The sequence below is a fragment of the Microbacterium sp. NPDC089695 genome, assembly GCF_044749085.1.
Classification (GTDB): Bacteria; Actinomycetota; Actinomycetes; order Actinomycetales; family Microbacteriaceae; genus Microbacterium.
This window is the reverse complement of the sequence record NZ_JBIVHG010000001.1, coordinates 242,775-267,619: the sequence shown is the minus strand read 5'-3', so window position 1 is coordinate 267,619 and position 24,845 is coordinate 242,775. Positions and strand designations below refer to the sequence as shown.

Below are 24,845 nucleotides of genomic sequence, written 5' to 3'. Positions count from 1 at the left end.
CGCCGGTCGGCAACGAGCGACTGGCACCATGCCGGAACCGTCCACCCCGGGAGATCCGTGCGCACACCCCTCGTCACCGTCGTCCTGCCCGCGAAAGACGCCGGCGCCTACATCGGCACGACGCTCGAGACGCTCACCCGACAGTTCGACGACCCTGCGGACCTGCAGCTCGTCGCGATCGACGACGGCTCCCGCGACGACACCGGCGCCATCATGCGCAGCTACGCCGAGCGGATGCCGCATGCCACGGTCATCCGCAACGCGCACGCGCAGGGACTGGCGACGGCCCGCAACCAGGGGCTCGCGCACGTCGAGGGTGAGACCTTCACGTTCCTCGACGGCGACGACTGGATGCAGCCGCAGCGGCTCGCGGTGCTCGCCCGGCGCCTGCGCGACCTCGACTGCGACATCGTGCGCACCGATCACGTGACGGTGCGGGGAAGCGCGCGCGTCCTGATGCGCGCGCCGTTCGCGTGGCGCGAGACGGTCGCCTCGCCGCGCGACGCGATCCTGCCCGACGACGAGCCGACCATGGTCGACTATCCGTTCGCGTGGGCGGGTCTGCTGCATCGCCGGGTGCTCGACGAGGGATTCGCCGACTTCACCCCCGGGCTGTTCACGGCCGAGGACCGCCCCTGGATCTGGCGTCTGCACCTGCGCGCGCGATCGTTCGCGGTGGTCGACGCCCCCGCGCTGCTCTATCGCCGGGGCGTCGCGACCTCGCTCACCCAGGTGCGCGACAGGCGACAGCTCGACTTCGCGAGAGCCATGGGCGAGGTCGTCGACATCGTGACCGCGGATGCCGAGGCGGAGCGCTTCCTGCCCAAGGCGGTGTGGACCGTGCTGGCGCTGAGTGCACGACACCTGGTGCGCGCCCGCCGCATGACGCCGTCGCTGCGCGCGGAGATGCGCTCCGGCATCCGCGATCTGCTCGGACGCCTGCCGGACGCCGAGTCGGAGGCGGTGCTGCGGCGACTCGACGGTCCCCGGCGCCGTGTGCTCGCGCCGCTCCTGCGCACGGCGGGTCGCGTCGCATGACCCAGCTCTTCGCTCTGCACAGCGCCTACGGCCTCGCGACGGCCGCCGCGGCGATCGACGGGGGACTGCTCGGCGACCACGGCGACCGGCTGCTCGTGCCCTTCGTATCGGCGCGCGTCCCCGAGACCACGGTCGGCATCGCGGCGGACCCGGCGCTCGCGCGGCTGCGGGAGCGCTTCGACCGGATCGAGGATCTCGACGCGCTGCTCGGCCCCCTGCATCCGAGTTCCTGGGCTCCCGACGACGCCGACCTCCCCGTGCTCGAACGACTGCTCACGCGGGCCTGGGGTCTCGACGCCGACGACCTCGAACTGCTCGTGCAGAGCCCGCAGGTCGCGCCTGCGCGCACCCTCATGGCGATGTTCCCGCGCGCGCGGCTCACGGTCATCGGCGACGGGCTCATGACGTACTCGCCGATGCGGGTGCGGATGCCGCACACGGTCACCGCCCGGATCACACGGGTCGTGCACGCCGACGTCGTGCCGGGCGTCGCGCCGCTGGTCGGGTCGCCGCACGCCGTGCCCGTGCCGGTCGGCCCCGAGCTGTTCCGGCGTGCGCTGGCCGACGCCGCTCCCGACGACGCCGCACCCGCGGATGCCGTGCCCGACGGCCCGGTCGTGCTCGTGCTCGGTCAGTACCTCGCGGCTCTGGGCCTCATGACCGACGCCGAGGAGGTCGATCTGCAGCGCGACATGATCGACCGTGCCGCACGGCGCTCGCCGCATCGCATCGTGTTCAAGCCGCACCCTTCGGCGCCCCCGCGGGTGACCGACGCACTTCGCGAACGCGCTGCCTTCCACGACGTCGAGTTCGTCGAGTACCGGGGCGCCCTGTCGGCCGAGCTGCTCGCCGAACGCCTCGACGCGCAGGCCGTGATCGCCGGCTTCTCGACCGCGCTGCCGACGGTGCGGGCGCTGTTCGGCCGCGACATCGACGCCGTCGGCACGGATGCCGTGCTGCGGCGCCTCAGCCCGTACGAGAACAGCAACCGCATCCCGGCCACGATCGTCGACGCGCTCACGCGCCAGGACTCGCCGTACCGTGAACCCGCGCGGCTGCAGCTGCTCGTCGACGCCGTCGGCTACGCCATGCAACCGGTGATCGCCGCGCACCTGCGCGAACGCGCGGAACTGCTGCTCGACGGCATCGGCCCCGACGACCGCGACCGGTACTTCTCTCCGGAGCGACTGCTCGAGCTGCGTCTGCCCGGAGCGCCGCAGCAGGGCCTCGTGGGTCGGGCCATCCGTCCCGTCGGAGGAGTCGGGCGCGTCGAGGAGCTCAAGCTCACGGCTCTCGGCGCCCGGCGACGAGTGGGGCGCGCCTGGCGGGCGCTGCGGGGCCGGTGAATCCCGATATGACACGAGACCACGGACGAAAGGGTGCACGATGACGACGGTCGCGATCATCCCGGCGCGGGGCGGCTCCAAGGGGGTGCCGCGCAAGAACGTGCAGCGGGTCGGCGGTGTGCCGCTGGTCGAACGTGCCGTGCGCGCCGCGCTCGCCGCCGACGGCATCGACCTCGTCGCGGTGTCGACCGATGATGCCGAGATCGCCGCGGTGGCAGCGGCAGCCGGGGCGGTCGTCATCCGTCGTCCGGTCGACATCTCGGGCGATACCGCGTCGTCCGAGAGCGCGATCCTGCATGCCCTCGACGAGCTCGAAGCCGCGGGAGAGAGCATCGACGTCGTGGCGTTCCTGCAGGCGACGTCGCCGTTCATACCGAGCGACGCGCTGTCCGCCGCCGTGCGCGACGTGCACGGCGATCGCGCCGACAGCGTCTTCTCGGCCCACGAGACCTACGGCTTCCTGTGGGGGCGCACGGGCGACGACGCCGCCGTCGCACTCAACCACGAGGCCGGGCATCGACCGCGCCGCCAGGACCGCGAGCCGCACTATCTCGAGACGGGCGCGTTCTACGTGTTCCGGGCCGACGGCTTCCGCACCGCCAGACACCGGTTCTTCGGTCGCATCCGCATCGCGGAAGTGCCGGAATGGACCGCGATCGAGATCGACGACACGCAGCAGCTCGAGATCGCCCGGGCGCTCGCCTCGCTGCACGAGACGCCGGAGCGCATCCCCGTGCGTGCGGTCGTCACGGACTTCGACGGCGTGCACACCGACGACACCGCGAGCCTCGACGCCGACGGCGTCGAGCGGGTGCGGGTGAGCCGGGAGGACGGCATGGGCGTCGCGCTGCTGCGTCGCGCCGGCATCCCGATGCTCATCCTGTCGACCGAGGTGAACGCGGTCGTCCGAGCGCGGGCCGAGAAGCTCAAGGTCCCGGTGCTGCACGGGATCGACGACAAGGAGTCGGCTCTGCGGGGATGGGCGGAGGAGAACGGCCTCGACCTCGACGAGATCGCCTACCTCGGCAACGATGTCAACGACCTCCCGGCGATGCGGATCGTGGGGTGGCCGATCGCGGTCGCGAACGCCCACCCGCGAGTCCTCGCCGAGGCGCGGGTCGTGCTGGCCCGACACGGCGGACACGGCGCCGTGCGCGAGCTGATCGAACGCGTGTTGCCGGGCTGACCGGTGCCGGTAACCCTCCTGTCGCACGGAGTTCACCCTCGGCGCGTACCCAGGACAGAAGGCCCTTTCGACGACCGGAGGAATCATGACTGTCAGCATCGGATCGCGTGTCATCGGAAGCGGTCGTCCCGCCTACGTCATCGCGGAGATCGGCCTCAACCACAACGGCGACGTCGAGATCGCGAAGCGACTGATCGACGTCGCGGCCAAGGCCGGCGCCGACGCCGTGAAGTTCCAGAAGCGCACGCCGGAGATCTCCACCCCCGAGCACATGCGCGACGTCCCGCGGGAGACGCCCTGGGGCACCATGACGTACTTCGAGTACCGCAAGCGCATCGAGTTCGGTCGTGACGAGTACGTCGAGATCGGCGACCACGCCACGATGCTCGGACTCGACTGGTTCGCCTCGCCGTGGGACGTGCCGAGCGTCGAGTTCCTCGAAGACCTGAACGTGCCCGCCCACAAGGTCGCGTCCGCGAGCCTCACCGACACCGAGCTTCTCGTCGCCCTGCGCGACACCGGCAAGCCCGTCATCCTCTCGACCGGCATGTCGACCATGGAGCAGATCGACCGGGCCCTCGACACGCTCGGCACCGACCGCGTGGTGCTGCTGCACGCGACCTCGACCTACCCTCTCGAGCCCGAAGAGGCGAACCTGCGCATGATCGCGACGCTGCGCGACCGCTACGCCGGCGTTCCGGTCGGGTACTCGGGCCACGAGCGCGGTCTGCAGATCTCGCTCGCCGCGGTCGCCCTCGGAGCCGTCGCGGTCGAGCGCCACATCACGCTCGACCGCACGATGTGGGGCTCCGACCACGCGGCCTCCCTCGAGCCGACCGGTCTCGAGCACCTCGTGCGCGACATCCGCGTGATCGAGACGGCACTCGGCGACGGCGTCAAGCGCGTGTTCGACAGCGAGCGCGCCCCCATGGCGAAGCTGCGTCGCGTCACCGCGTGACGGGAGCCGCGGGTATGAGCATGAGTGCATCGCAGGCGCTGCGCGTCGTCGCGATCGCCGACGCCGACTCGTTCGTGAAGTGGTCGGCGTCGATGCTCGGCGGCGTCGACGGCATCCGTCCTCACCTGCTCATCGTGCGCACACCGCTCACGGCGAGCGAGCAGCAGCAGCGCACGGCGCTCGCGGGCACCGGGATGCCGGAGCACGCCGTCACGCGCCTCTCGTTCGGCGAGACCGCGGGATGGCTCGACGGGCAGCGCCCCGACGTGGTGGTGCTCGCCGGGCGGGGTCCGTTCGTGCGGCTGATGGGGCGGGTGATCGACCGGCTCGCGCGACGCCCGGTCGTGGTCGCGGGCCTGCCCGGCATGGCGATCCCTGCGCAGCGCGGAGCGCTCGACTACCGCCGCCACGCCGACCTGCTCGTGGTGCACTCGCACCGGGAGCAACGCGCGTTCGCCGAGCTCGGACGCCGCATCGGCGTCGAGATGCCGACCGCACTCGCGACCCTGCCGTTCGCGCGGCCGCGGTCGCGCATGATCGCCGCGGAACGGGCGAAGGTCGTCACGGGCTCGCTGACGGAGAGGGCGGGCGCGACGCTGCTCGCGGAGCGCTCGGAGCCGCCGACCGGCACCGGGCCGCAGCGTGCGGTGCGCACGCCCGCCACCGACATCGTGTTCGCCGCGCAGGCGCTGGTGCCGGTCGGGCGCGACGAGCGGGCCGAGATCGCGGCCACTCTCGTGCGTGCGGCCGAGGCCGACCCGCGTCGCCGGGTCGTCGTGAAGCTGCGCTCGCGACCGGGGGAGTCCGAGACCCACCTCGAGCGCGACCCGTACCTCGACCTGCTGCCCGCGCGCCGCCCGCAGAACCTCGTCGTGTCGTACGACTCCATGGGGCAGGCGCTCTCGACCGCCGCCGGTCTCGTGACGGTGAGCTCGACCGCGGCGATCGAGGCGGTCGCGCTCGGCGTCCCGGTGATCGCTCTTGACTCCTTCGGCGTCAGCAAGGGGCTGTTGAACACGGTGTTCGTCGGCAGCGGTCTGCTCGGCGGGCGCAGCGAGGTGGTCGCCGGACGCTTCCGGCATCCGCACCCCGACTGGCTGCGCGACAACTACTTCCATCCCGCGGCGGAGTCGACGTGGTGGCAGCGGGTCGAGAAGCTCGTGGCGCTCCGTCGCGCCGGTGCGCTGCCGGCACGGCGCATCCCGGCCCCGCGCGGCGGATCGATGCACGTGGCATGGCATCGCGCGAGCGTCCTCGGGCGTGAAGACAGGACGCTGCGCGGCGCCGTGGCGCTGACGCTCGGCATCCCGGCCACTGCGGCGCTCGCACGCCTGCGCAGCGGCCGGGCATCCGCCGAGGGCGCCACGTGGGCCGACCCCTCGACGGATTTCACGCTCGAGCCGAACCCGTTCCACGACTCGATCCGGCGCTGAGTCAGGGCACGGCTCCGTTCCGGTCCGGGCCGTCAGCTGCTGCGGCGGATCGCCCGTACGCCCACCACGAGGCCGATCGCGGCGACGGCGAGCGCCGCGATCCATCCCCACAGCACCGTGACGTCGCTCAGGTCGCCCGCGAACAGCGCGCGCTCGGCCTGCACCACCCAGTTGACGGGGTTCACCGTGGCGACCGCCCGCATCCAGGCCGGGCCGTCGTCGAGCGGCAGCAGCATGCCCGAGAGGATGAGCAGCGGGAAGATCAGCGACTGCTGCACACCCCAGAACAGCCACTCGCGGTCCTTGGTGCCGAGCGCGAGCGCGTACGACAGCGAGCCGAGTCCGACGCCGAACACCGCGAGCAGTGCGAGGCCGATCAGGAGACCAGGCACGTCGATCGCGAAGCCGAACGGCCAGGCGATCAGCACGATCACGAGCGCCTGCACGACGATCGGCGCGATCTCCTTGAGGGCGCGGCCCACGAGCAGCGACGAGCGGGCGAGCGGGGCGACGAGGGTGCGTTCGTGCGAACCCGTCATCATCTCGTACTGAAGGTTCGACCCGGTCGCACCGGTGCCGAAGAGCACGATCATCACGAGCACGCCCGGCACGAACCAGCCGAGGGTCTCGCCCACGGGCTCGCCTGATCCGCCGACGAGCAGCGGGGCGAACAGCCCGAGGAACACGAGCGGCTGCAGCAGACTGAAGATCAGGGTGAACGGATCGCGCAGCACCGGACGCAGCTCGCGGGTGAGCACGTGACGTGTGTCGCGGGCGAGGTTCGGGCGCACGCGGGTGTCCGGCGTCGCGGTGGCGGTCGTGAGGTCGGTCATGAGAGCACTCCTGTCTTGTCGGTCTCGGTCGTATCGGATGCCGGATCCTCGCCGGTGCCCTCTCCCGCCTCCCGCAGCGTGCGTCCCGTGAGCGCGAGGAAGACGTCGTCGAGCGTGGGCGGCACGCCGGTCGCCCGCTGCACGAGGATGCCCGCCGCGTCGAGCTCGCGGACGATCCGAGGCAGCAGGTGGTCGCCGTCCGGAGCGGCGAACGACACCGCGTCGTCGTGGAGCGTGAGTGCGGCGTCGCTGATGCGTGCGATCACGGGGCGAGCTGCCGCTGCATCCGCTGCCGTCTCGAAGCCGAACGTCAGCAGGTCTCCGGCGAGCGTCGCCTTGAGCGAGGTCGCGTCGTCGTCGGCGATGATGCGGCCCTTGTCCATGACCATGACGCGCTCGGCGTAGCGATCGGCCTCCTCCAGGTAGTGCGTCGTGAGGAAGACGGTCGTGCCGTGCTGCGTGCGCAGATCGAGGATGTGCTCCCAGAGGTTCGCGCGGCTCTGCGGGTCGAGGCCCGTCGACGGCTCGTCGAGGAAGAGCAGCGGCGGGGCGTGCATGAGCCCGAGCGCGATGTCGAGTCGTCGCTTCTGGCCGCCGCTGAGCTGCTGCACCGAGCGGGTCTGGAACGATCCGAGGTCGAGCGACTCGATCAGCTGTTCGGCTCGTCGGATGCTGTCGCGCCGCGTCATGCCGTAGAACGCGCCCTGACTGAGCAGTTCGTCGCGCACGCGTTGTGCGAAGCTGCCGCTCGTGAGCTGGCCGACGTAGCCGATCCGGGCGCGCACACCCGCGGCATCCGTGCGGATGTCGCGCCCGACGACGCGTGCCGAGCCGGATGTCGGAGGGATGAGCGTCGTGAGCATGCGCAGGCTCGTGGACTTGCCGGCGCCGTTGGGCCCGAGGAAAGCGACGAGCTCGCCGCGCACGGCGGTGAAGGAGAGATCGGTCACGGCTTCGACCGATGTCTTCTTGACGGTGAAGACCTTCGTCAGGCCCTCGGTTTCGATGATGGGTTCATTCGCCATGCCCCGACGGTAGAACCCAACCAGGACAGATCCTGTCCGCGATATCTGCGACTCTGGACGCATGTCCGACACCACCTCCCGCGCGCTGGCACTGCTCAACCTGCTGCAGACCCACCGGCACTGGCCGGGGACCGAACTCGCCGCCCGGCTCGGCGTCACCGAGCGCACGGTGCGCCGCGACGTCGACCGGCTGCGCGACCTCGGGTACCGCGTCGAGTCGACGCCGGGCGCCGCCGGCGGCTACCGGCTCGAGGCGGGCAGCGCGGTGCCGCCTCTGCTGCTCACCGACGACGAGGCCGTCACCATGGCCATCGGGTTGCGCGTCGCCGCCACGCAGCAGATCGCCGGGGGCGCTGAGGTCACCCTGACCGCGCTCGCCAAGCTCGAGCAGGTGCTGCCTGCCGCGCTGCGCCGCCGGGTGAACGCGCTCGCCGCGGCCGTGCAGCCGGCGTCGGCGCGCACCGCGCCCGTGATCTCGCCTCTCGTGCTGGGCGAGCTCGCGCTCGCCGCCCGCGACCATGAACGGGTGCGACTGCGCTACGTCGACCGCGAGGGCGTCGAGAGCATCCGCCGCGTGGAGCCGCACGTGCTGTCGCCCGCCGACCGCAACTGGTACCTCCTCTGCTGGGATCTCGAGCGCGACGACTGGCGCACGCTGCGCGTCGACCGCATCGTCTCGGTCGAGCACACCCGCGTGCTGTTCCCGCCGCGCGAGATGTCGGAGGAGGAGGTGCAGGAGCGCATCCTGCTCGCGACGTCGTGGTCGCCGCAGAAGATCGAGGCGGATGTCGTGATGGAGCTGCCGCTCGAGGCCATGCGGGCGCATTTCGGCATCTGGGCCGACGGTGCGCTCGCCGAGGGCGATCGCACGCGCTGGCCGATCGGCGGCTCGGACTGGCGCGAGGCCGTGTACGGCATGTTCTACGTGCCGCCCGGTGTCGAGTACACGACGGACTTCCCCGAGCCGCACCGTTCCGAGCTGCGCGAGGCGCTCGGCCGGCTCGTCCGCGCGCTCGACGCGCCCGCTCCGCCGTCGCGCTTCCGACCGGATCAGGGGCGGTGAGGCCGCACGTCAGCGAGCCGGGAGGATCGACGGCGGGTTCTCGTCGTACCAGCGCTGGAACGTCTGCATGATCCAGAACCACGCGAACAGCACCAGCGCGACGACCTCGCCGATCAGGACGGCCGGGGTCTCGCCGAACACCTGACGGAAGAGGATCGCAGCCGCGAGGAACAACAGGTCGGCGATCAGCAGGCCCGCGATCCAGCGGTACACGCGGCGTTGGCGGGGTGTCGGCGGGGTCTCGTGCACATCGAGCGGACCGCCCGCGTAGAGGATAGGCACCGCGGCGAAGCACCCGAAGAACAGCAGCGTGACCGCGAAGTGGATGCTGTTCACGGGCCAGAAGTTGAAGGGGAAGTGCTCGTTCAGGGCCGGAGAGAACGCGAGCACCGAGACGGCCGCGGCCGTGGCGAGGGCGATCGTCGACACGATCACCGCGGAGCGGTTCGGCCGTCGCGTGCGGGTGCGGATCACCGCCATCACGGTCACCGTCGCGACGACGACGATCGCGTACACGGCGATCCCGGCCTTCGCCGAGGCGATGGCCGTGGTCGGTATGCAGTCGACCGGGCCGCCGCAGGAGAGACTGTCCGGAGCGCCGGAGTAGGCGATCCCCGTGGGCACGATCGCGATCAGCGGCGCGAACACCGCGCACACGTCGAGCAGCGTGGTCGCGCGACTGCGGCCCGACAGCGCCAGCAGTGCGACCGAGACCGCGATCAGAGCGCCGGTGAACACGTCTCGCATCGGCGTGTAGAACAGATGGCTGATCGATGCGAGCGGGCGCCAGCCGACGCGGAGCGGCTCCCACGTGATGACGACGCTCTGCAGCGCGACGCCCGCCAGCAGAGCGAAGACGACGAGCACGAGCGAGAGCCGCAGGTACCGATGCGTCTTCTGGCCGGTGGAGGCGGAGTCGACGACGGCGGCCATGCCCGCGACGCTACACCGAACCCGCCGACACCGCGGCAGCCGCCGCGGATGTCGCCGGATGACGGATGCCGTCACGCGGCGACACGCGGGGTTAATCCAGGGAATGGTGCTGGTGCGTCGGATCACGGCGGGGTAACGTCGTCCCCATCGCGGCGATCCGGGCGGTCCCGGGCCTCAGCTCATATCTGACGGCGTTGCGGGTTCGACTCCCGCCGTCGCGTCCACTCGTTCTTCGCGCGGTCTACCGCCGGAACCTCGTCCGTCCGGCGACGATCGTCTCGACGACCCGCGCGTCCAGAAGCGCCGCGTTCCCCGCCCTGAACGGATCGATGTCGAGCACGATCACGTCGGCTGCGAACCCCGGGGCGATGCGCCCTCGCCACTCGCCGTCGCCGACCGAAGCAGCGGCGTCACGCGTGGCATGGCCGAGCGCGCGCTCCAGCGGCAGGGCGTACTGCGGATGCGTGGCGGGCACCTCGGGGTTCAACGCCGAGGCGCGGGTCGCGGCGACGTACATGTTCGCCAGAGCCTCGTGCGGCGCCGTGGGGGCATCGGTCGAGAAGGCGAGCAGCGCACCGGCATCCTCGTACTCCGGCCAGGCGAACGCGCGGTCGACCCGGTCGTCGCCCAGCATCGCTGCCCAGTTCGCGAAGATCGCGGGGTCCGAGTGCACGGGCTGCATCGACGCCGTGACGCCGAGCCGCGCCATGCGCTCGGCCGTGCCCGGTGCCGCGTACTCGAGGTGCTCGATGCGGTGCCGTCGCGGAAGGTCGCCGTTCGCCGCCGCGGCATGCGCGACCGCGTCGAGCGCGATGTCGATCGCGTGGTCGCCGATCGCATGCAGCGCGACCTGCAGGCCCGCGGCGTCGGCCGCGGCGACGACCGGCTTCAGGTCGGTCAGCGACCAGATCGGCGCCGCGGAGCTCCCGTCGGCGTACGGCCGGTTCATGGCGGCGGTGCACGCATCGATCACGCCGTCGAGCACGAGCTTGATCCCCACGACGCGCAGCCAGTGCGTCGAGGGTGCCGCGGCGAGCTCGGCGGCGCGACCCACCTGCGCCAGCGTGGCATCGGGGTCGTCGAGGTTGCCGACGAACCAGTGCGCCGCGACGCGCAGCGGCAGCTCACCGCCTCGGCGCTCCTGTTCGCGCAGGAGGGCGGCGAGCCCGTACTCGTCGAGCATCATGTCGACGACTCCGGTCACGCCCGATTCGAGGTACGCGTCGATCGCCCGCCGCAGTGCGTGATCGCGGGCGGCGTCGGTCGCCGCGGCCTCGCGGTGCGCCCAGACGTACTGGGTCGCCGCGGTCTCGAGCACGAGTCCGGTGGGATGGCCGTCGGGGTCGCGCACGATCGATCCGCCGTGCGGATCGGGGGTGTCGCGCGTGATGCCGATCTCCGCGAGCGCTGCCGTGTTGAGCCAGCACGAGTGGTAGTCGTTCGCATCCAGGTACACGGGGATGTCGGCGACGACCTCGTCGATCAGGGATGCCAGGGGCCGGCCGTCCGGAACGGCGTCGAAAAGCCATCCGCGTCCCACGAGCGCCGTCGCGTCCGGGGCGGCTGCGCGTGCGTCGCGCAGGGCCTGCTGGATCTCCTCGATCGACCGGGCGTGCGTGAGCGGGATCTGCCCGAGCGCCTCGCCCATCATCAGCAGGTGGGTGTGCGCGTCGACGAATCCGGGCAGCACGAGGCGGCCGTCGAGGTCGACGACGTGATCAGCGGCGGGCGCGTCGGCATCCGCGCCGACCCAGGCGATCCGATCGTCGTCGACCGTGAAGGCCTCTGCCCAGGCGCCTGCCGGATCCGCGTCGGCGGTGAAGACGCGGGCGTTGCGGTAGAGAGTGCTCATCGGGTGGAGTCCTTCGCGAGTGACGTGCGGGAGAGAGCGGTGTAGAGGACGGCGGCGACGATCGTGCCGGCGGGTACCGACAGGTCGATGAAGCCGGTGGCCTGCGCGATCGGTCCGACCCAGAGGTCGGTCGACAGGCACAGGATGCTGACGAGTCCGCCGCTGAGGAGCGCGGTCATCCCGGGGATCGACCATCCGCCGCTGTACCAGTAGGCGCGTCCGCGTCTGTCGTCGAACAGGGCGAGCCCGTCGTACGCGAACCGGCGTCGAAGGGCGTCGACCACGTAGATCGCCATGGCGGGACCCGAGACGACGACCAGGAACTGCATCATCAGGTTCACGGCGTCGAGGAACGTCGAGGCGGTGACGAGGTAGATCGTGAGCGCCATGCCCACGGCGCCGACGATCACGGTCGCGGGGATGCGCTTGAGCGGCAGACCGATCGCCTGCAGCGACATGCTCGAGGTGTACGCGGTCATCGAGTTCAGCGCGATCGTGTTGAGCACGACGCCGACCACGAGCACAGGGCCCAGCCAGCTCGGGAGCATCTCGAAGATGACGGCGTCGATGCCGGCTGCGAAGCCGTCGACCCCGACGCCGGTCGCGAGGAGGGCTCCCACCGACGTGAAGACGAACGAGGGGAGCGCCCCGCCCAGAGCGGTCGCGGCGGCGATGTGCGAGGGCTTCGTCGAACGGGGGAGATAGCGGGCGATGTCGGGGCTGTTGATGTACGAGAGCGGATTCGAGGCGAGGATCGTGAACCCGATCGAGATCGACGACCACAGGGCGATGCCGGTGAGCGGCGCGGGCGCCGTGTACTGCCAGTCGACCGTCGGGAGGATGAACGCCGCCACGAGCACGAAGATCACCGCCAGTGCGACGGCCACGAGCGGGTACACGCGCAGGATGAGACCGTGGCCGAAGATCGCGATGACGATCGTGATGGCGGCGACCACGACGGTCACGCCGATCGGCACCCACACCGGGTCGTCGAGCCCCAGACGGCCGAGCAGGTCGGCGCCCATGAACGACGACGCCAGCCAGGTGAGCGAGAGGAAGACGGCGCCGATGAACCATCCGACGAACGCCACGAAGACCTTGTTGCCGCGCAGGCCGTACATCGCGCGGGTGACGACCGAGCCCGACGTCCCGGCGGCGGGGCCGCTCACGGCGATGATGCCGGGGAGCACCCACAGGCAGCAGGCGGCGGCGATCACGAGCAGGGCTTGCCAGAGTTCGAGGCCGAGCAGGATGAGCGTCGCGCCCATCGTGAAGTTGAGGATGCTGAAGTTCGGCGCCGCCCAGATGAAGAACAGGTCGCGGGCGCGGCCGTGGCGCTCGGAGTCGGAGACGAGTTCGATGCCGCGCGTCTCGGGATGCGTGGCGGTGCCGGAGTCCTCGTCGTGCTGAGCCAGGGACATGGGTTCTCCTTCGAACCGGGATCGGGCTTATTGGTCGGGTGCCCAATGGACTATTGGTCAGTAATTCAATAGCATCGGAGCCATGTCGTCAACCCCCACGCCCGCGCGATCTCGGAAGAGGCCGGAGGAGCGGCGCGAGGAGATCGTCGACGCCGCCGCCGCGATCGCTCTCGAGTCGGGCATGGAGCGCATCACCCTGCGCGCCGTCGCCGAGCGCCTGGGCGTGCGTCCCGGCCTGATCACGCATTATTTCCCGGCCGCGGAGGACCTCGTCGTCGAAGCGTTCTCTCGCGCGGCCGTGAACCAGCGGGAGAAGTTCTTCCCCGACGGCGAGGGGTCGGCGCTGCGACGCATGGCGCACTTCGTCGACTACGTGCAGCAGGGTCTGTCGTCGGCGCTCGCGAGGCTGTGGCTGAACGCGCAGCACCTCGCGCGCTTCATCCCCGCGCTCGACGCCGCGCTCGAAGAGCAGGATGCGCTCGACCGCGCTCGGCTGTCGGCGATCATCGTCGACGGCGTCGCCGCGGGGGAGTTCGCCGACGTGGATGCCGAGGGTGCGAGCATCCGCATCTTCGCGGCGGTCGACGGCCGGGGCTCGTACGTGAACCGCATCGCCGACCTCTCACACCCGGCGTACCGCCTGTTCGTCGCGGACGTGACCGAATGGACCCTGGGCCTCGCTCCCGGCGCTCTCGCCCGCGCCCTCGACGACTGATCCGCACACCCCTCAGCGCTCGCGCGATATCTCGGGTCGTGGCAGCGATGGGTTCGTCGGCGAGCCTACGATCCGACGATGGCAGACATCTACCTGTACGCGGACGAGACGGGGAATCTCGACTACGACGCTGTCGCCGCACCGACGGAGTCCGGGTATTTCGGTTTCGGCACCGTCATGTTCGAGAACGCGCACGGCGATGCGCTGTGGCGCGGCCATGAGTTGCGCACGACGCTCGCTGCGCAAGGATTTCAGCTTCCCAGCGGGTTCCACGCGAAGAACGACAGCGTCGCCACGCGAAACGAGATGTTCGCCGTGATCCGCGATCTGGCACCGAGGGTGGACACCACATTCCTCTACAAGACCAACGCCTATGACTACGTCCGCGCCAGAGGCCAGATGTACTTGTACAAACTCGCCTGGTATCTCCACATCAAGGAGGTGGTCCGTCGGGTGTCATCGTCTTCCGACCGCGTGGTGATCATCGCGGGGAGCTTCGGAACCAGGGCCCGAGCGTCGCAGGCCAGGGAGGCGATTCAGGACGTGTGCAATCAGATAGACCGGCGAGTCACCCTCTGCGAGTGGGATGCGTCGACATCGTGGGGTCTACAGGTTGCCGACTACGCGCTCTGGGGCGTTCACCGGCACCTGGTGGGCAAGGGCGGAGCGTGGTTCCGCGAATCCGTCGAGCCATCGTTGGCCACGATGTTCACGCCGTGGGGCACCGCAGGAAGAAGTGTGCCGGCTATCCCCTGAGGGAAGAGATCCCCTGGACCTCTTTTCGCCGGCGGGGCCAGCGTAGCAGAGGCATCTGACATTGCTGGGGAGTGCTGGAGGCCGACGCTCAGGATTCCGGCGCGAGCCCCCGCTCGATGCGATCCCAACCGCCGTCGAGCACGCGGAAGCCCGCCTCGAGGGTCGCCAGCTGGTCGTCACTGTCGGTCACGAGCAGCTGCATCTGCAGCACGAATCGCGAGAAGACCCGCACCTCGGCCGTCGGCGCATCGAGGGCGAGTTCGTCGGCGATCGCGTCGGCGAGGGCGTCCTCATGACGCAGCCACATCTTCGCGGCGTAGTCGCGCAGCGCCGGGGTCTCGTTCAGGAAGTGCATGAAGATGCGGGCCATGTCCTCACCGTGCTCGTCGAGGTTCATGCCGACCTCGCTCCGGTAGAAGTCATGGATCGCCCGGCTGATCGTCGCGCCCTCCGCGCGCTCGCGCACCGCGGCGACGAGGCGGTCGCGCTGCTCGTCGTCCTCGTCGAACACGAGCGCCTCCTTCTGCGGGAAGTGCGCGAAGACGGTGGTGGGGGAGACGTCGGCGGCGTCTGCCACCTCGCGGATGCTGACCTCGTCGAACCCGCGCTCGAGGAACATCCTGGTCGCGACGTCGGAGATGTTCTTGCGTGTGGCGGCCTTCTTGCGCTCGCGGCGGCCGAGGGGCTCGGTGGTCGACATGCCGCCACTCTATCGCGAACTTGATACAGAAATGGGTTGACATCAAAACTGGTATTGATACAGTTACGAAGTGACTTCACTCAACACGTCTGCACGCGGCGACACGCGCGCCTGGGTCATGCTCATCGTCCTCACGATGCTCACCGTCATCGGCATGACCGTCGTCCTCCCCGTGCTGCCCTTCGTCGTTCTGCAGTACGTCACCCACGAGCACGACCTCGCGCTCTGGGTCGGTGTGCTCGAGGCCATCAACGGGCTCTGCGCCTTCCTCGTCGCACCGTTCCTCGGACGGCTGTCCGATCGCTTCGGTCGCCGCCCCGTGATCGTCGCCGCGGCGTTCGGCGCCGCCTTCTCGATGGCGCTGTTCGGCATCGGCGGCGCCATCTGGGTGCTCGTCCTCGCGCGCGTCATCCAGGGACTCACCGCCGGTGACATGCCTGCCCTCTTCGCATACCTGGCCGACATCACCCCGCCCGAGAAGCGCGCCCAGCGCTTCGGTCTCCTCGGCGCGCTCTCCGGTATCGGCATGATGCTCGGCCCGGCGATCGGCGGCCTGCTCGCGGCGGTCAGCCTGCAGCTGCCGGTGTTCCTCACGGCGGCGGTCTCGCTCGTGATCGCGATCCTCAGCATCTTCCTGCTCCCCGAGAGCCTCAAGCCCGAGAACCGCATCCCCGCCATCCGTGCCCGCGACGTGCAGCCGTTCGCCGTCTTCCGCGAGGCGTTCGGCCGCCGCGAGCTTCGCGCGCTCATGATCGGGTTCGGCCTGCTCGCGCTGCCCTTCGGATTCTTCGTCAACAACTTCAGCGTGCTCGCGCTCGACTCGATCCAATGGGGTCCGACGCAGATCGGCCTCCTGACGGCCGCGGTCGGCATCATCGACATCCTGATCCAGGGCGTGCTGCTCGGCATCCTGCTGCCGCGGATGGGCGAGCGCGGCGTGATCGTGAGCGGCATCGTCGCGCAGGCCGTGGGGCTCGCCGGGCTCGCGATCGTCGCGTCCGTTCTCGCCCAGCCGTGGGTGTTCATCGTCGGCGCGCTGCTGCTCGCCGCCGGTCAGGGGGCGTCGCAGGCCGCGATGGACGGTGCGATGTCGAACGCCGTCGGCGACGACGAGCAGGGGTGGCTGGGAGGAGCGACCCAGTCGCTGAACGCCGCGATGAGCACGGTAGCCCCGCTGATCGCCGCTGCGCTCTACACGACCGTCAGCCACGCGGCGCCGTACGCGCTCGGCGTCGTGCTCATGATCGTCGCCGCGGTGGTCGTCGGCCGCGCGCACGTCGCGAACACGGCCAAGCGCGAACCGGCATCCGCCGCGGCACTCGAGACCGGGACGCTCGAGACCGGGACGCTCGAGTCCGGGACGCTCGAGTCCGTCGCGCGCTGAGCGCCGCATCCGGAATCCGGAGTATGCCCCGGATCGCGGACGAATCGCCCCGACTCGTCCGAGATCCGCACGCGTGTCCGGATCCGTGACGCCGCGCTCATCCCGGCCCGGGGTGGATGATGGAGGGATGACAGCCTCGCATCGCCCCGGTCTTCGGGTGTCCGGTGCGCTCACGATCCCCGAAGCCGAGCTGTCGTGGCGGTTCTCGCGGTCGTCCGGTCCCGGAGGCCAGGGCGTCAACACGGCCGACTCACGGGTGGAACTCGTGTGGGACGCCGCGAACAGCGCCGCGCTGTCGGAGGTGCAGCGCACACGGCTCCGCGAGCGCCTCGGCACCCGTCTGGTCGGCGGCGTGCTCACGATCGCCGCCTCGGAGCACAGGGCGCAGCTGCGCAACCGGGATGCCGCCCGCGAGCGTCTCGCGACGGTCGTCGCGGAGGCGATCAGACCGCCTGCTCCGCCGCGTCGCGCGACGAAGCCGAGCCGTGGTTCGAAGGAGCGTCGACTCACGGCGAAGCATCGCCGCACCGACGTCAAACAGCTCCGTCGACGACCGCCGGAGGGCTGACGCGGGCCGCACCACAGCGCTTCGACAATCGTCGAAGCGAGTTTCGACATCCCGCCCTCATGCCCCATCGGAGGCGAAAACTACGCTCGCCGGAAGGCACCGATCGACCCGTCGACGGAGGCCGTTCATCCGGGACATCCCGGAGTCGCTTGCATGATCGAGGAGGCTCATCGCATGGAACACCCGTACGCCCGGGCAGGGCGCAGCACCACGAGAGCGGCGCGCGGACGCGCCGCCGCGGCGGGCATCGTCGCCGCCGCCATCGCACTCACCGGTTGCGCCGGCGGCGGGGGCAACGCCGCCGCGACCACCGACACGCTGACGATCGCGATCCAGGCCGCGCCGACCAGTCTCGCGCTGCCCACCAACTGCACGAACGCCGTGTTCGCGCTCGCCTACGAGCCGCTCATCCGCGTCGACGCCGACGGCGGATACGAGCCCGGGATCGCCGAGTCCTGGGAGTACTCCGACAACAACACCGTCTTCACGATGGACATCCGCGACGACGTGAAGTTCGCCGACGGCACAGACCTGACGGCCCAGTCGGTCGTCGACACGCTCACCTACTACCGCGACAACCCCGGTCTCAACCAGGGGTACCTGGAGCCGTTCACGGTGATCGAGGCCGGCGACGACAACACGGTGCGCATCGAGTACGACGAGCCCTTCATCGGCATGGAGACCCTGCTCGCCTCGGACGGCGAGTGCAACAACGGCCTCATCATCAGCGCGGCGGGGCTCGCCGACCCCGACAAGATGGCCACCGACATGTTCGGCGCGGGTCCCTATGTGCTCGACACGGCCGACACCGTGTTCGACGACCACTACACCTACACGAAGAACCCGAACTACTACGAGCCCGACCGCCAGCACTGGGAGAAGGTCGTCGTACGTGTGATCGCCGACCCCAACACGGCGTACGCGGCCGTGCAGAGCGGCCAGGTGCAGGTGAGCATGGTTCCCGACACCGGGCTCATCGAGGGCGCCGAAGCCAAGGGCATCGACGTCTCCCAGGGGCAGGTGCAGGGCACCGCGGTGATGCTGTTCGACCGAGCGGGCGAGCAGGTACCGGCGCTCGCCGACGAGCGGGTGCGGATGGCGCTCAACCTCGCGGTCGACCGGCAGAGCATCGCCGACGCACTGGGCGAGGGCAACGAGCCCATCGCGCAGTTCGCGGTCAACGGGTTCCTCGGATCCGACCCCTCGGCCGACTACGACTACGACCCCGAGCAGGCGAAGCAGCTCCTCGCCGACGCCGGGTACGCCGACGGCTTCGAACTGCCGATCATCACGCCGGCGGTCGGCGGCGCCGACACCGCGACCCAGGCCGTGATCGCCCAATGGGCAGAGATCGGCGTCACCGCAGTGGCCAACCCCACCGCAGCCGGCGACTTCTTCGGCGCGATCGGCAACAAGCAGTACCCCGCGACGATCGTCCCGTACGGCATGCTCGGAGACGTGTACTTCGATGCGGTCCGCCTCTACAAGCAGCCGTACTCGAACGTGTGGAACCCGTTCCGCTCGACCGACCCCGACCTCGACGCCGCGTACTCGTCGCTCGCGACGGCGACCACGCCCGAAGAGGTCGAGACCCGATCCATCGAGTTCAACACCGTCATGACCGAGAAGTCGTGGTTCGTCCCGATCACCCAGGCGTACGCCCCGGTGTTCTCGAAGGGCATCGACATCGGCACGTCCACCGCGCTGGGAGCCTTCGACATCGTGTCGTGGGCGCCCTCGAAGTGAAATCCCGCGGGGCCCGGTGCACTGACGCCCGGGCCCCGCACCCGCATCCCGACGAAAGCAGACAACGATGATGCACGTCGTCATCCGTCGACTCCTGTGGACGGTCCCGCTCCTCCTGGCAGTGTCCCTGCTCACCTTCCTGCTGGCCTCGCTCGCACCCGGCAGCCCCGCCGAGACGATGCTCACCGGTGGCGGCGGGGGAGCGACTCCCGAGGAGATCGCGGCGTTGAACCGCGAACTCGGACTCGACCGTCCGGTGCTCGTGCAGTACTGGTCCTGGCTCACCGGCGCGCTCACCGGCGACCTCGGCGTCTCCATCTACACGGGGCAGGCGGTGGGGCTGATCATCCAGTCACGACTGCCGATCACCCTCTCGCTCACACTCCTCACACTCGTGCTCGTGATCGTGGTGGGCATCTCCCTGGGTGTGCTCGCCGCGATCCGCGGAGGCGCGCTCGCGCAGATCCTCGAGGTCGGCGCCGTGCTGCTGCGCTCCATCCCCAACTTCTGGCTCGCCATCGTGCTCGTCGCCGTGTTCGGCGCGCAGCTGATGTGGTTCCCGGTCTCCGGGTACGTGGACTTCGCGACGTCCCCCGAGCTGTGGCTCAGCTCTCTCGTGCTCCCGGTGCTCGCGCTCGCACTCGGTGAGATCGCGCTCGTCGCCATCATCACCCGCGCCGAGATGCAGAACGCCATGCGCAGCGACTTCGTGCGCGGGCTGAGGGCGAACGGCATCCCCGGTGCACGCATCGTGTTCGCGCACGTGCTGCGCAACGCCGCCTCGCCCGTGCTCACGATCCTCAGCCTCACGGTCGTCGGTCTGATGGGCGGGACCATCCTGATGGAGCAGGTGTTCGGCATGGCCGGACTCGGCGCCCAGATGGTGAAGTCCGTCTCGCAGCACGACCTCCCGGTGCTGCAGGGGCTCGTCGTCTTCTACACGCTCATCGTGGTCGTGGTCTTCCTGGTGAACGACCTGGCCTCCGCCTACCTGAACCCGAAGGTGAGGACCCGATGACCGGAATCGAGCTCACGCCCGTCGACAGCCCCGCGACCATCCGCACCCACGGCGTCCTTCGACGACTGCTGCGCCAGCCCGTCGCCGTGGTGTCGGGGATCGCGATCGTGCTGGTGATCGCCGCGTGCGCGGCTGCGCCGCTGCTGGCCCCAGCGGGCCCTCTCGCCCAGAACCTCACCGAGGTGTACGCGTTGCCCTCGGCCGCGCACCTGCTCGGCACCGACCAACTGGGACGCGACATCCTCACGCGCCTCCTCTACGGCGGGCAGGTGACGCTCGTCGGCGCCCTGCAGGCCGTGCTCGTCTTCACGATCGTCGGTGTGATCGCCGGCGTGGTCGCCGGTTCGCGTCCGGGGCTCGTGGACGCCGCGATCATGCGCGTCGTGGATCTCATCCAGTCGGTCCCCGGCCTCATCGTGCTCCTCGTCATCCTGGCGATCTTCACCGGCAACGAGTCGGCCGCGATGCTCACCCTCGGCGTGCTGGTCGCCCCCGGGCTCACGCGTGTCGTCCGTGGGGCGATCATCGACGTGCGGCACGAGCAGTTCGTCGCCGCCGCGCGCGTCGCCGGGCTCTCGGCACTCCAGGTGCAGATCCGCCACCTGCTGCCCGCGGTCGTCGGCCCCGTGCTGACCCAGGTGAGCGTGCTCGCGGGAGCGGCGATCCTGATCGAGGCCAGCATCAGCTTCCTCGGGCTGGGTGTGCCGGCCCCGTATCCCACCTGGGGCAACCTCATCAAGGACGCGCAGCTCGCGATCGGGATCGCCCCGTGGATGCTGGTGCCCACCGGCGGCGCGGTGACGCTCGTGTCGCTGGCGCTCACCCTGCTGGGCTCCGGCATCCGGGCCGCGTACGCAGGTCGCACCAGCCGGCAGCGCGGCGAGCTCAGCTGGCGCACCCTGGCGGCGGATGTCGAGGAGACGACGCCCGGCTCATCGGCCGCGGCCGAGGCGCTGCTCGACGTCGACGACATGCGCATCGAGGTGATCGGCGACTCGGGGGCCGTGACGATCGTCGACGGCGTCTCGTTCTCGCTCGCCCGCGGCGAGTCGCTCGGCCTCGTGGGCGAGTCGGGATGCGGCAAGTCGATGACGGTCAGCGGACTCACCCGTGTGCTGCCGCCCGGAGCGACGCTGCGCGCCGGCCGCATGACCTTCGACGGGCAGGATCTCCTGTCGCTGTCCGAGCGGAGGATGCAGTCGGTTCGCGGCACCGGGATCGCCTATATCTCCCAGGAGCCGATCTCGAGCCTGGACCCGGTGTACACCGCCGGTCAGCAGATCGCCGAGGCGGTGCGGGTGCACCGCGGCGTGAGCCGGCGCGAGGCGAAGGCGATCGCGCTCGAGCTCCTGGCGCAGGTGCGTCTCCCCGACCCCGCGGAGGTGGCGCGCAAGTATCCGCACGAGCTCTCCGGCGGCATGGCGCAGCGGATCGCGATCGCCCGCGCACTCGCGGGGAGACCGGCGCTGCTGATCGCCGACGAGCCGACGACCGCTCTCGACGTCACGGTGCAGGCGGAGATCCTCGACCTCATGCGCGAGCTTCGCGAGACGACGGGTATGGCCATGATCATCGTGACGCACGACTGGGGAGTCCTCGCCGACAGCTGCGACCGCGCCCTGGTGATGTACGCGGGGCAGGTCGTGGAGCGCGCCGACATCCGCGCGCTGACCCGGCACCCCTCTCATCCGTACTCCGCCGCGCTCCTGGCATCCGACCTGTCGGAAGCGGTGCCGGGCGAGCGCCTGCGCACGATCCCCGGCACCGTGCCGCCACCGACCGCGTGGTCCTCCGCCTGCCGGTTCGCGCCTCGCTGCGCGTTCGCGACCGCGGCGTGCACCGACGCACCCGTGCCGGTCGTGGTTCTGCCGAGCGGGCAGGAGAGCCGATGCATCCACGTGGACGAGCTGATGACGGAGGAGGCGCGCGATGAGCGACGTTCTGCTTGAGGCGCAGGGGCTCTCGGTCGAGTACCGGCAACGGCGCGGGCGCGCCGCGCGGCCCGCGCTCGACGGCGTCGACCTCACTCTGCACGCGGGGGAGACGGTCGGACTCGTCGGCGAGTCGGGTTCGGGCAAGAGCACCCTGGCGAACGTGGTCCTCGGCCTCGTGCCGGCGTCCGCCGGGCGGGTGGTGTTCGACGGCACGGACATCACCCGGGCGACGCCGACGCAGCGCCGGGCGCTGAGCTCCGACATCCAGGCCGTGTTCCAGGACCCGTATTCGTCGTTCAACCCGAATCGCACGATCGGCCAGTCCGTGGGCGAGACGCTCGCGGGCAAGGGCGTGCCGGCGGCGCAGGTGCGGGCCCGCGTGGTCGACATGCTGGCGAGGGTGGGGATCGACCCCGCGGCCGTCACCCGATACCCGCCCCAGTTCTCGGGTGGTCAGCGTCAGCGCATCGCGATCGCGCGAGCGCTCCTCCCGCAGCCGCGACTGGTCGTGTGCGACGAGGCCGTGTCCGCTCTCGATCTGTCGGTGCAGGCGCAGATCCTGAACCTGCTCGCCGACCTGCAGCACGAGTTCGGCGTCGCCTACCTCTTCATCACCCACGACCTCGGGGTCGTGCGCCACGTGGCCGATCGCACGGTCGTGCTCCGGCATGGTGTGCTGGTGGAGGAGGGGCGCACGGCCGACGTGATCGACCGCCCCGCCGAGGAGTACACGCGTCGGCTGGTCGGGGCGTCGCTCGTCGCCGACCCCGACGAGCAGGCCGCGCGCCGGAGGGCACGGCTCGCGCAGAAGACGGCCTGAACCAGAACCGCACCGCACACGACACGCACGACCAAGGAGGAGCACGTGGACTCACGACACAACCCGTTCGGCTCGGCCCGCATCATGGCGCCGAAGGACGTCGCGACGTACGCCCACAGCATGTCGGGCGACGAGCCGTACGAACTCGGCCCGGAGTCCCGCCGCACCGATGGAGTGCCCGAAGGACGACTCCAGTCGGGCGTGTTCGCGTCGTCGCGCATCTACCCCGGCACGTCGCGGGCCTACACGGTGTACGTGCCGCAGCAGTACTCGCCGGATGCGCCGGCGAACCTCCTGGTCTTCCAGGACGGCTCGGCGTACCTCGACGAGTCGTTCTCGGCGGCCGTCGTGCTCGACAACCTGATCGCGTCCGGCGACCTCGCACCCACCATCGCGCTGTTCGTCGAGCCGGGATCACCGGGCCCCGGCCACATGTGGGGTGGCACGAGCAACCGGCAGATCGAGTACGACGCCGTCGACGACGACTACGCCCGCTTCCTCGCCGAGGAGCTCATGCCCGTCGCGCTCGACGGTCTCGCCGTCACCGACGACCCTGAGCGCCGCGCGATCTGCGGCTTCAGCTCCGGCGGCATCTGCTCGTTCACGGCCGCATGGCACCGGCCCGACCTCTTCCGCCGCGTGATCAGCCACTGCGGCAGTTACATCAACATCCTGGGCGGGCACCTGTATCCGTCGACCATCCGGCTCGCCGACTTCCGCGGCATCCGCGTGCACCTGCAGACCGGCGCGAAGGATCTCGACATCGAGTTCGGCAACATCCCGCTCGCGAACCGCGAGATGCTCGCCGCCCTCGAGTACCGCGACTACGACGTCCGGCTCGAGTTCGGCGAGGGCGGGCACACGCTCAAGCACGCCGCATCGGTCTTCCCCGAGACGCTGAGGTGGATCTTCCGCGACTGACCTCGGACGGACGGATGCCGCGCGCAGCGCTGCGCAGGGGTCAGGCGTCCTCGTCGCGCAGCGCTGCGAGGCGCAGCGCGACGTGCAGTGACGTCCGCCCCCAGCCGTCGTCGAGGGCCGCGCGGACCACGGGGTCGAGGCGGTCGAGGCGGTAGTACAGGGTGGTGCGGTGCAGGTGCAGGGCGTCGCACGCGCGACGCACGTCCCCGGCCGCTTCGAGGAACGCGAGCACGGTCTGCCGGGCCGTGTCCATGCCCGGGCCGAGCAGCACGCGCGCGGCCGCCGAGATCCCGGCGATGCGCCGCGGGCTCACGGACTCCGGGTTCACGAGGGCGAGCGCGCCGATGTCCTCGTACCGCACCCCCGGATGCTCGGGCAGCGCGGCCGAATAGCGCGCGGCGTCGATCGCCCGTTCGGCGACGGCGAGCGGGTCGTCCTCGTCGGCTCCGCCGCTGCATCCGACACCGGCGACCTCGACTCCGGAGCGGCGGAAGCCCTCGCGGACGCGCACGAAGACGTCGTTGTCGGCGGTGTGGGACGCGACGATCAGCGCCCGACCGAGGTGCATCGCGGCCACGTGCACGGGGCGGGCGCCGGGGGCGTTGATCGACCGCTGAAGCGGTCCCCGCCTGATCTCGAACGCGGTGTCGTCGAGCGCGGCGTCCACGGCCACGACGCTGTATGCGTCGACCGAGGGCAGCACGCGCTGCTTCACGGCATCCTGCAGGGCGGTGAGCCGCGCCGCCCGCATCGGCGAGAACAGCTCGGCGAGGAGGCGGTCGGTGGCGGTCGGGCCTCCCGTCGCGCCGAGCTCGGCGGCCGCCATCGCCACGGCCGCGTCGAGCGCGTCGAGCTGCGCGTGCGTCAGGTGCGGGCGGTCTCCCGTTATGAGCCAGAGGTACGCGACGGTACGGCCGTCGGCGCGGATCGGGGTCACGAGACGCTCGAGCGCGTCGAACCGTGAGAGGTCGATGGTCCGGCTGCCGCGGAGGTTCTCCAGATCGAGTTCGCGCAGGTAGTCCACGGCCGCAGACGGCGTCGACCGCTGTAGCAGCGAGTTCACGCGGATGGGGTCGACGTCGTCGCCCTGCGCACTGGCCGCCAGCGGCTTGAACTCCAGGTCGTTGATGACCACGCTCCGCCCGAGCTCGACGGCGAGCTCCTCGACCACATCCTGAAGCTTCATGCGCATGAC

The 24,845-nt window shown here is 70.6% G+C and carries 22 protein-coding genes and 1 pseudogene; 16 read left to right on the top strand and 7 right to left on the bottom strand.

Annotation, left to right across the window (positions count from 1 at the left end; genetic code table 11):
- The first annotated feature begins 57 nt into the window (after window positions 1–57).
- The 5 genes from ACIPYT_RS01385 (at window position 58) to ACIPYT_RS01365 (ending at window position 5,961) form a co-directional block, all read left to right on the top strand.
- Window positions 58–1,038 (top strand): glycosyltransferase family 2 protein, encoded by a 981-nt coding sequence (locus ACIPYT_RS01385; RefSeq protein WP_401069757.1) that lies wholly within the window; start codon window positions 58–60, stop codon window positions 1,036–1,038.
- Window positions 1,035–2,384 carry a polysialyltransferase family glycosyltransferase gene (locus ACIPYT_RS01380; protein WP_401069754.1) on the top strand — a complete coding sequence of 450 codons (1,350 nt, stop codon included), beginning with the start codon at window positions 1,035–1,037 and terminating at the stop codon, window positions 2,382–2,384. Before ACIPYT_RS01385 ends, ACIPYT_RS01380 begins: the two co-directional genes overlap by 4 nt.
- Window positions 2,385–2,424: 40 nt before the next feature.
- Window positions 2,425–3,570 (top strand): cytidylyltransferase domain-containing protein, encoded by a 1,146-nt coding sequence (locus ACIPYT_RS01375; protein ID WP_401069751.1) that lies wholly within the window; start codon window positions 2,425–2,427, stop codon window positions 3,568–3,570.
- 85 nt (window positions 3,571–3,655) lie between these two features.
- Window positions 3,656–4,528: an N-acetylneuraminate synthase family protein gene (locus tag ACIPYT_RS01370; protein WP_401069748.1), complete on the top strand. Its 873-nt coding sequence runs from the start codon at window positions 3,656–3,658 to the stop codon at window positions 4,526–4,528.
- Between the two features lie 20 nt (window positions 4,529–4,548).
- Window positions 4,549–5,961 (top strand): DUF6716 putative glycosyltransferase, encoded by a 1,413-nt coding sequence (locus ACIPYT_RS01365; RefSeq protein ID WP_401069746.1) that lies wholly within the window; start codon window positions 4,549–4,551, stop codon window positions 5,959–5,961.
- Between the two features lie 32 nt (window positions 5,962–5,993).
- On the opposite strand, the gene ACIPYT_RS01360 is transcribed toward ACIPYT_RS01365, so the two are convergent.
- Window positions 5,994–6,794, bottom strand: coding sequence for an ABC transporter permease (locus tag ACIPYT_RS01360; RefSeq protein WP_401069744.1), 801 nt, complete (start codon window positions 6,792–6,794; stop codon window positions 5,994–5,996).
- On the bottom strand, window positions 6,791–7,819 hold the full coding sequence (locus ACIPYT_RS01355; protein ID WP_401069741.1) for an ABC transporter ATP-binding protein: 1,029 nt from the start codon (window positions 7,817–7,819) through the stop codon (window positions 6,791–6,793). The genes ACIPYT_RS01360 and ACIPYT_RS01355 overlap by 4 nt, the downstream gene beginning before the upstream one ends.
- Before the next feature lie 61 nt (window positions 7,820–7,880).
- On the opposite strand from ACIPYT_RS01355, the gene ACIPYT_RS01350 reads away from it, so the two are divergent.
- A complete protein-coding gene (locus tag ACIPYT_RS01350) occupies window positions 7,881–8,882 on the top strand; it encodes a helix-turn-helix transcriptional regulator (RefSeq protein ID WP_401069738.1) in 1,002 nt (333 codons plus the stop codon).
- 9 nt (window positions 8,883–8,891) lie between these two features.
- On the opposite strand, the gene ACIPYT_RS01345 is transcribed toward ACIPYT_RS01350, so the two are convergent.
- Complete coding sequence (locus tag ACIPYT_RS01345; RefSeq protein ID WP_401069736.1) at window positions 8,892–9,815, bottom strand: hypothetical protein; 924 nt, start codon at window positions 9,813–9,815, stop codon at window positions 8,892–8,894.
- Between the two features lie 148 nt (window positions 9,816–9,963).
- On the opposite strand from ACIPYT_RS01345, the pseudogene ACIPYT_RS01340 reads away from it, so the two are divergent.
- Window positions 9,964–10,039: pseudogene (locus ACIPYT_RS01340) on the top strand.
- Between the two features lie 17 nt (window positions 10,040–10,056).
- On the opposite strand, the gene ACIPYT_RS01335 reads toward ACIPYT_RS01340, so the two are convergent.
- A complete protein-coding gene (locus tag ACIPYT_RS01335) occupies window positions 10,057–11,667 on the bottom strand; it encodes an amidohydrolase (RefSeq protein ID WP_401069733.1) in 1,611 nt (536 codons plus the stop codon).
- Complete coding sequence (locus tag ACIPYT_RS01330) at window positions 11,664–13,088, bottom strand: purine-cytosine permease family protein (protein WP_401069731.1); 1,425 nt, start codon at window positions 13,086–13,088, stop codon at window positions 11,664–11,666. The genes ACIPYT_RS01335 and ACIPYT_RS01330 overlap by 4 nt, the downstream gene beginning before the upstream one ends.
- An 82-nt stretch (window positions 13,089–13,170) precedes the next feature.
- On the opposite strand from ACIPYT_RS01330, the gene ACIPYT_RS01325 reads away from it, so the two are divergent.
- Window positions 13,171–13,803, top strand: coding sequence for a TetR family transcriptional regulator (locus ACIPYT_RS01325; RefSeq protein ID WP_401069728.1), 633 nt, complete (start codon window positions 13,171–13,173; stop codon window positions 13,801–13,803).
- 78 nt (window positions 13,804–13,881) lie between these two features.
- Window positions 13,882–14,559, top strand: a complete 678-nt coding sequence (locus ACIPYT_RS01320) for a DUF3800 domain-containing protein (protein ID WP_401069725.1) — start codon at window positions 13,882–13,884, stop codon at window positions 14,557–14,559.
- Window positions 14,560–14,647: 88 nt separating this feature from the next.
- On the opposite strand, the gene ACIPYT_RS01315 is transcribed toward ACIPYT_RS01320, so the two are convergent.
- Window positions 14,648–15,259 (bottom strand): TetR/AcrR family transcriptional regulator, encoded by a 612-nt coding sequence (locus tag ACIPYT_RS01315; RefSeq protein ID WP_401069722.1) that lies wholly within the window; start codon window positions 15,257–15,259, stop codon window positions 14,648–14,650.
- Between the two features lie 70 nt (window positions 15,260–15,329).
- Between ACIPYT_RS01315 and ACIPYT_RS01310 the strand changes: the two genes are divergently transcribed.
- The 7 genes from ACIPYT_RS01310 to ACIPYT_RS01280 all read left to right on the top strand — a co-directional run bounded on the left by ACIPYT_RS01310 (window position 15,330) and on the right by ACIPYT_RS01280 (window position 23,650).
- A complete protein-coding gene (locus ACIPYT_RS01310; RefSeq protein ID WP_401069719.1) occupies window positions 15,330–16,643 on the top strand; it encodes an MFS transporter in 1,314 nt (437 codons plus the stop codon).
- Window positions 16,644–16,770: 127 nt separating this feature from the next.
- Window positions 16,771–17,211: an alternative ribosome rescue aminoacyl-tRNA hydrolase ArfB gene (gene arfB, locus ACIPYT_RS01305; protein ID WP_401069716.1), complete on the top strand. Its 441-nt coding sequence runs from the start codon at window positions 16,771–16,773 to the stop codon at window positions 17,209–17,211.
- A 174-nt stretch (window positions 17,212–17,385) separates the two neighbouring features.
- The gene (locus ACIPYT_RS01300) at window positions 17,386–18,957 is read left to right on the top strand and encodes an ABC transporter substrate-binding protein (protein WP_401069714.1); all 1,572 of its coding nucleotides are present in this window, start codon (window positions 17,386–17,388) and stop codon (window positions 18,955–18,957) included.
- A 67-nt stretch (window positions 18,958–19,024) separates the two neighbouring features.
- The gene (locus ACIPYT_RS01295) at window positions 19,025–19,975 is read left to right on the top strand and encodes an ABC transporter permease (protein WP_401069712.1); all 951 of its coding nucleotides are present in this window, start codon (window positions 19,025–19,027) and stop codon (window positions 19,973–19,975) included.
- Entirely contained in the window at window positions 19,972–21,924 is a 1,953-nt protein-coding gene (locus tag ACIPYT_RS01290) for a dipeptide/oligopeptide/nickel ABC transporter permease/ATP-binding protein (RefSeq protein ID WP_401069710.1), read from the top strand. Before ACIPYT_RS01295 ends, ACIPYT_RS01290 begins: the two co-directional genes overlap by 4 nt.
- The gene (locus tag ACIPYT_RS01285) at window positions 21,905–22,729 is read left to right on the top strand and encodes an ATP-binding cassette domain-containing protein (protein WP_401069707.1); all 825 of its coding nucleotides are present in this window, start codon (window positions 21,905–21,907) and stop codon (window positions 22,727–22,729) included. The genes ACIPYT_RS01290 and ACIPYT_RS01285 overlap by 20 nt, the downstream gene beginning before the upstream one ends.
- A gap of 45 nt (window positions 22,730–22,774) precedes the next feature.
- Window positions 22,775–23,650, top strand: coding sequence for an alpha/beta hydrolase (locus ACIPYT_RS01280; protein ID WP_401069705.1), 876 nt, complete (start codon window positions 22,775–22,777; stop codon window positions 23,648–23,650).
- 40 nt (window positions 23,651–23,690) lie between these two features.
- Here ACIPYT_RS01280 and ACIPYT_RS01275 read toward each other — a convergent pair whose 3' ends face one another.
- Window positions 23,691–24,836, bottom strand: coding sequence for a helix-turn-helix domain-containing protein (locus ACIPYT_RS01275; RefSeq protein WP_401069702.1), 1,146 nt, complete (start codon window positions 24,834–24,836; stop codon window positions 23,691–23,693).
- Window positions 24,837–24,845 lie beyond the last annotated feature (9 nt).

Coding starts and splice junctions, on each gene's coding strand:
- ACIPYT_RS01360 (WP_401069744.1), bottom strand. CDS start 6,794: ATGACCGACCTCACGACCGCCACCGCGACGCCGGACACCCGCGTGCGC.
- ACIPYT_RS01335 (WP_401069733.1), bottom strand. CDS start 11,667: ATGAGCACTCTCTACCGCAACGCCCGCGTCTTCACCGCCGACGCGGAT.
- ACIPYT_RS01355 (WP_401069741.1), bottom strand. CDS start 7,819: ATGGCGAATGAACCCATCATCGAAACCGAGGGCCTGACGAAGGTCTTC.
- ACIPYT_RS01350 (WP_401069738.1), top strand. CDS start 7,881: ATGTCCGACACCACCTCCCGCGCGCTGGCACTGCTCAACCTGCTGCAG.
- ACIPYT_RS01315 (WP_401069722.1), bottom strand. CDS start 15,259: ATGTCGACCACCGAGCCCCTCGGCCGCCGCGAGCGCAAGAAGGCCGCC.
- ACIPYT_RS01330 (WP_401069731.1), bottom strand. CDS start 13,088: ATGTCCCTGGCTCAGCACGACGAGGACTCCGGCACCGCCACGCATCCC.
- ACIPYT_RS01275 (WP_401069702.1), bottom strand. CDS start 24,836: ATGAAGCTTCAGGATGTGGTCGAGGAGCTCGCCGTCGAGCTCGGGCGG.
- ACIPYT_RS01380 (WP_401069754.1), top strand. CDS start 1,035: ATGACCCAGCTCTTCGCTCTGCACAGCGCCTACGGCCTCGCGACGGCC.
- ACIPYT_RS01375 (WP_401069751.1), top strand. CDS start 2,425: ATGACGACGGTCGCGATCATCCCGGCGCGGGGCGGCTCCAAGGGGGTG.
- arfB (WP_401069716.1), top strand. CDS start 16,771: ATGACAGCCTCGCATCGCCCCGGTCTTCGGGTGTCCGGTGCGCTCACG.
- ACIPYT_RS01295 (WP_401069712.1), top strand. CDS start 19,025: ATGATGCACGTCGTCATCCGTCGACTCCTGTGGACGGTCCCGCTCCTC.
- ACIPYT_RS01325 (WP_401069728.1), top strand. CDS start 13,171: ATGTCGTCAACCCCCACGCCCGCGCGATCTCGGAAGAGGCCGGAGGAG.
- ACIPYT_RS01285 (WP_401069707.1), top strand. CDS start 21,905: ATGAGCGACGTTCTGCTTGAGGCGCAGGGGCTCTCGGTCGAGTACCGG.
- ACIPYT_RS01290 (WP_401069710.1), top strand. CDS start 19,972: ATGACCGGAATCGAGCTCACGCCCGTCGACAGCCCCGCGACCATCCGC.
- ACIPYT_RS01300 (WP_401069714.1), top strand. CDS start 17,386: ATGGAACACCCGTACGCCCGGGCAGGGCGCAGCACCACGAGAGCGGCG.
- ACIPYT_RS01320 (WP_401069725.1), top strand. CDS start 13,882: ATGGCAGACATCTACCTGTACGCGGACGAGACGGGGAATCTCGACTAC.
- ACIPYT_RS01370 (WP_401069748.1), top strand. CDS start 3,656: ATGACTGTCAGCATCGGATCGCGTGTCATCGGAAGCGGTCGTCCCGCC.
- ACIPYT_RS01345 (WP_401069736.1), bottom strand. CDS start 9,815: ATGGCCGCCGTCGTCGACTCCGCCTCCACCGGCCAGAAGACGCATCGG.
- ACIPYT_RS01365 (WP_401069746.1), top strand. CDS start 4,549: ATGAGTGCATCGCAGGCGCTGCGCGTCGTCGCGATCGCCGACGCCGAC.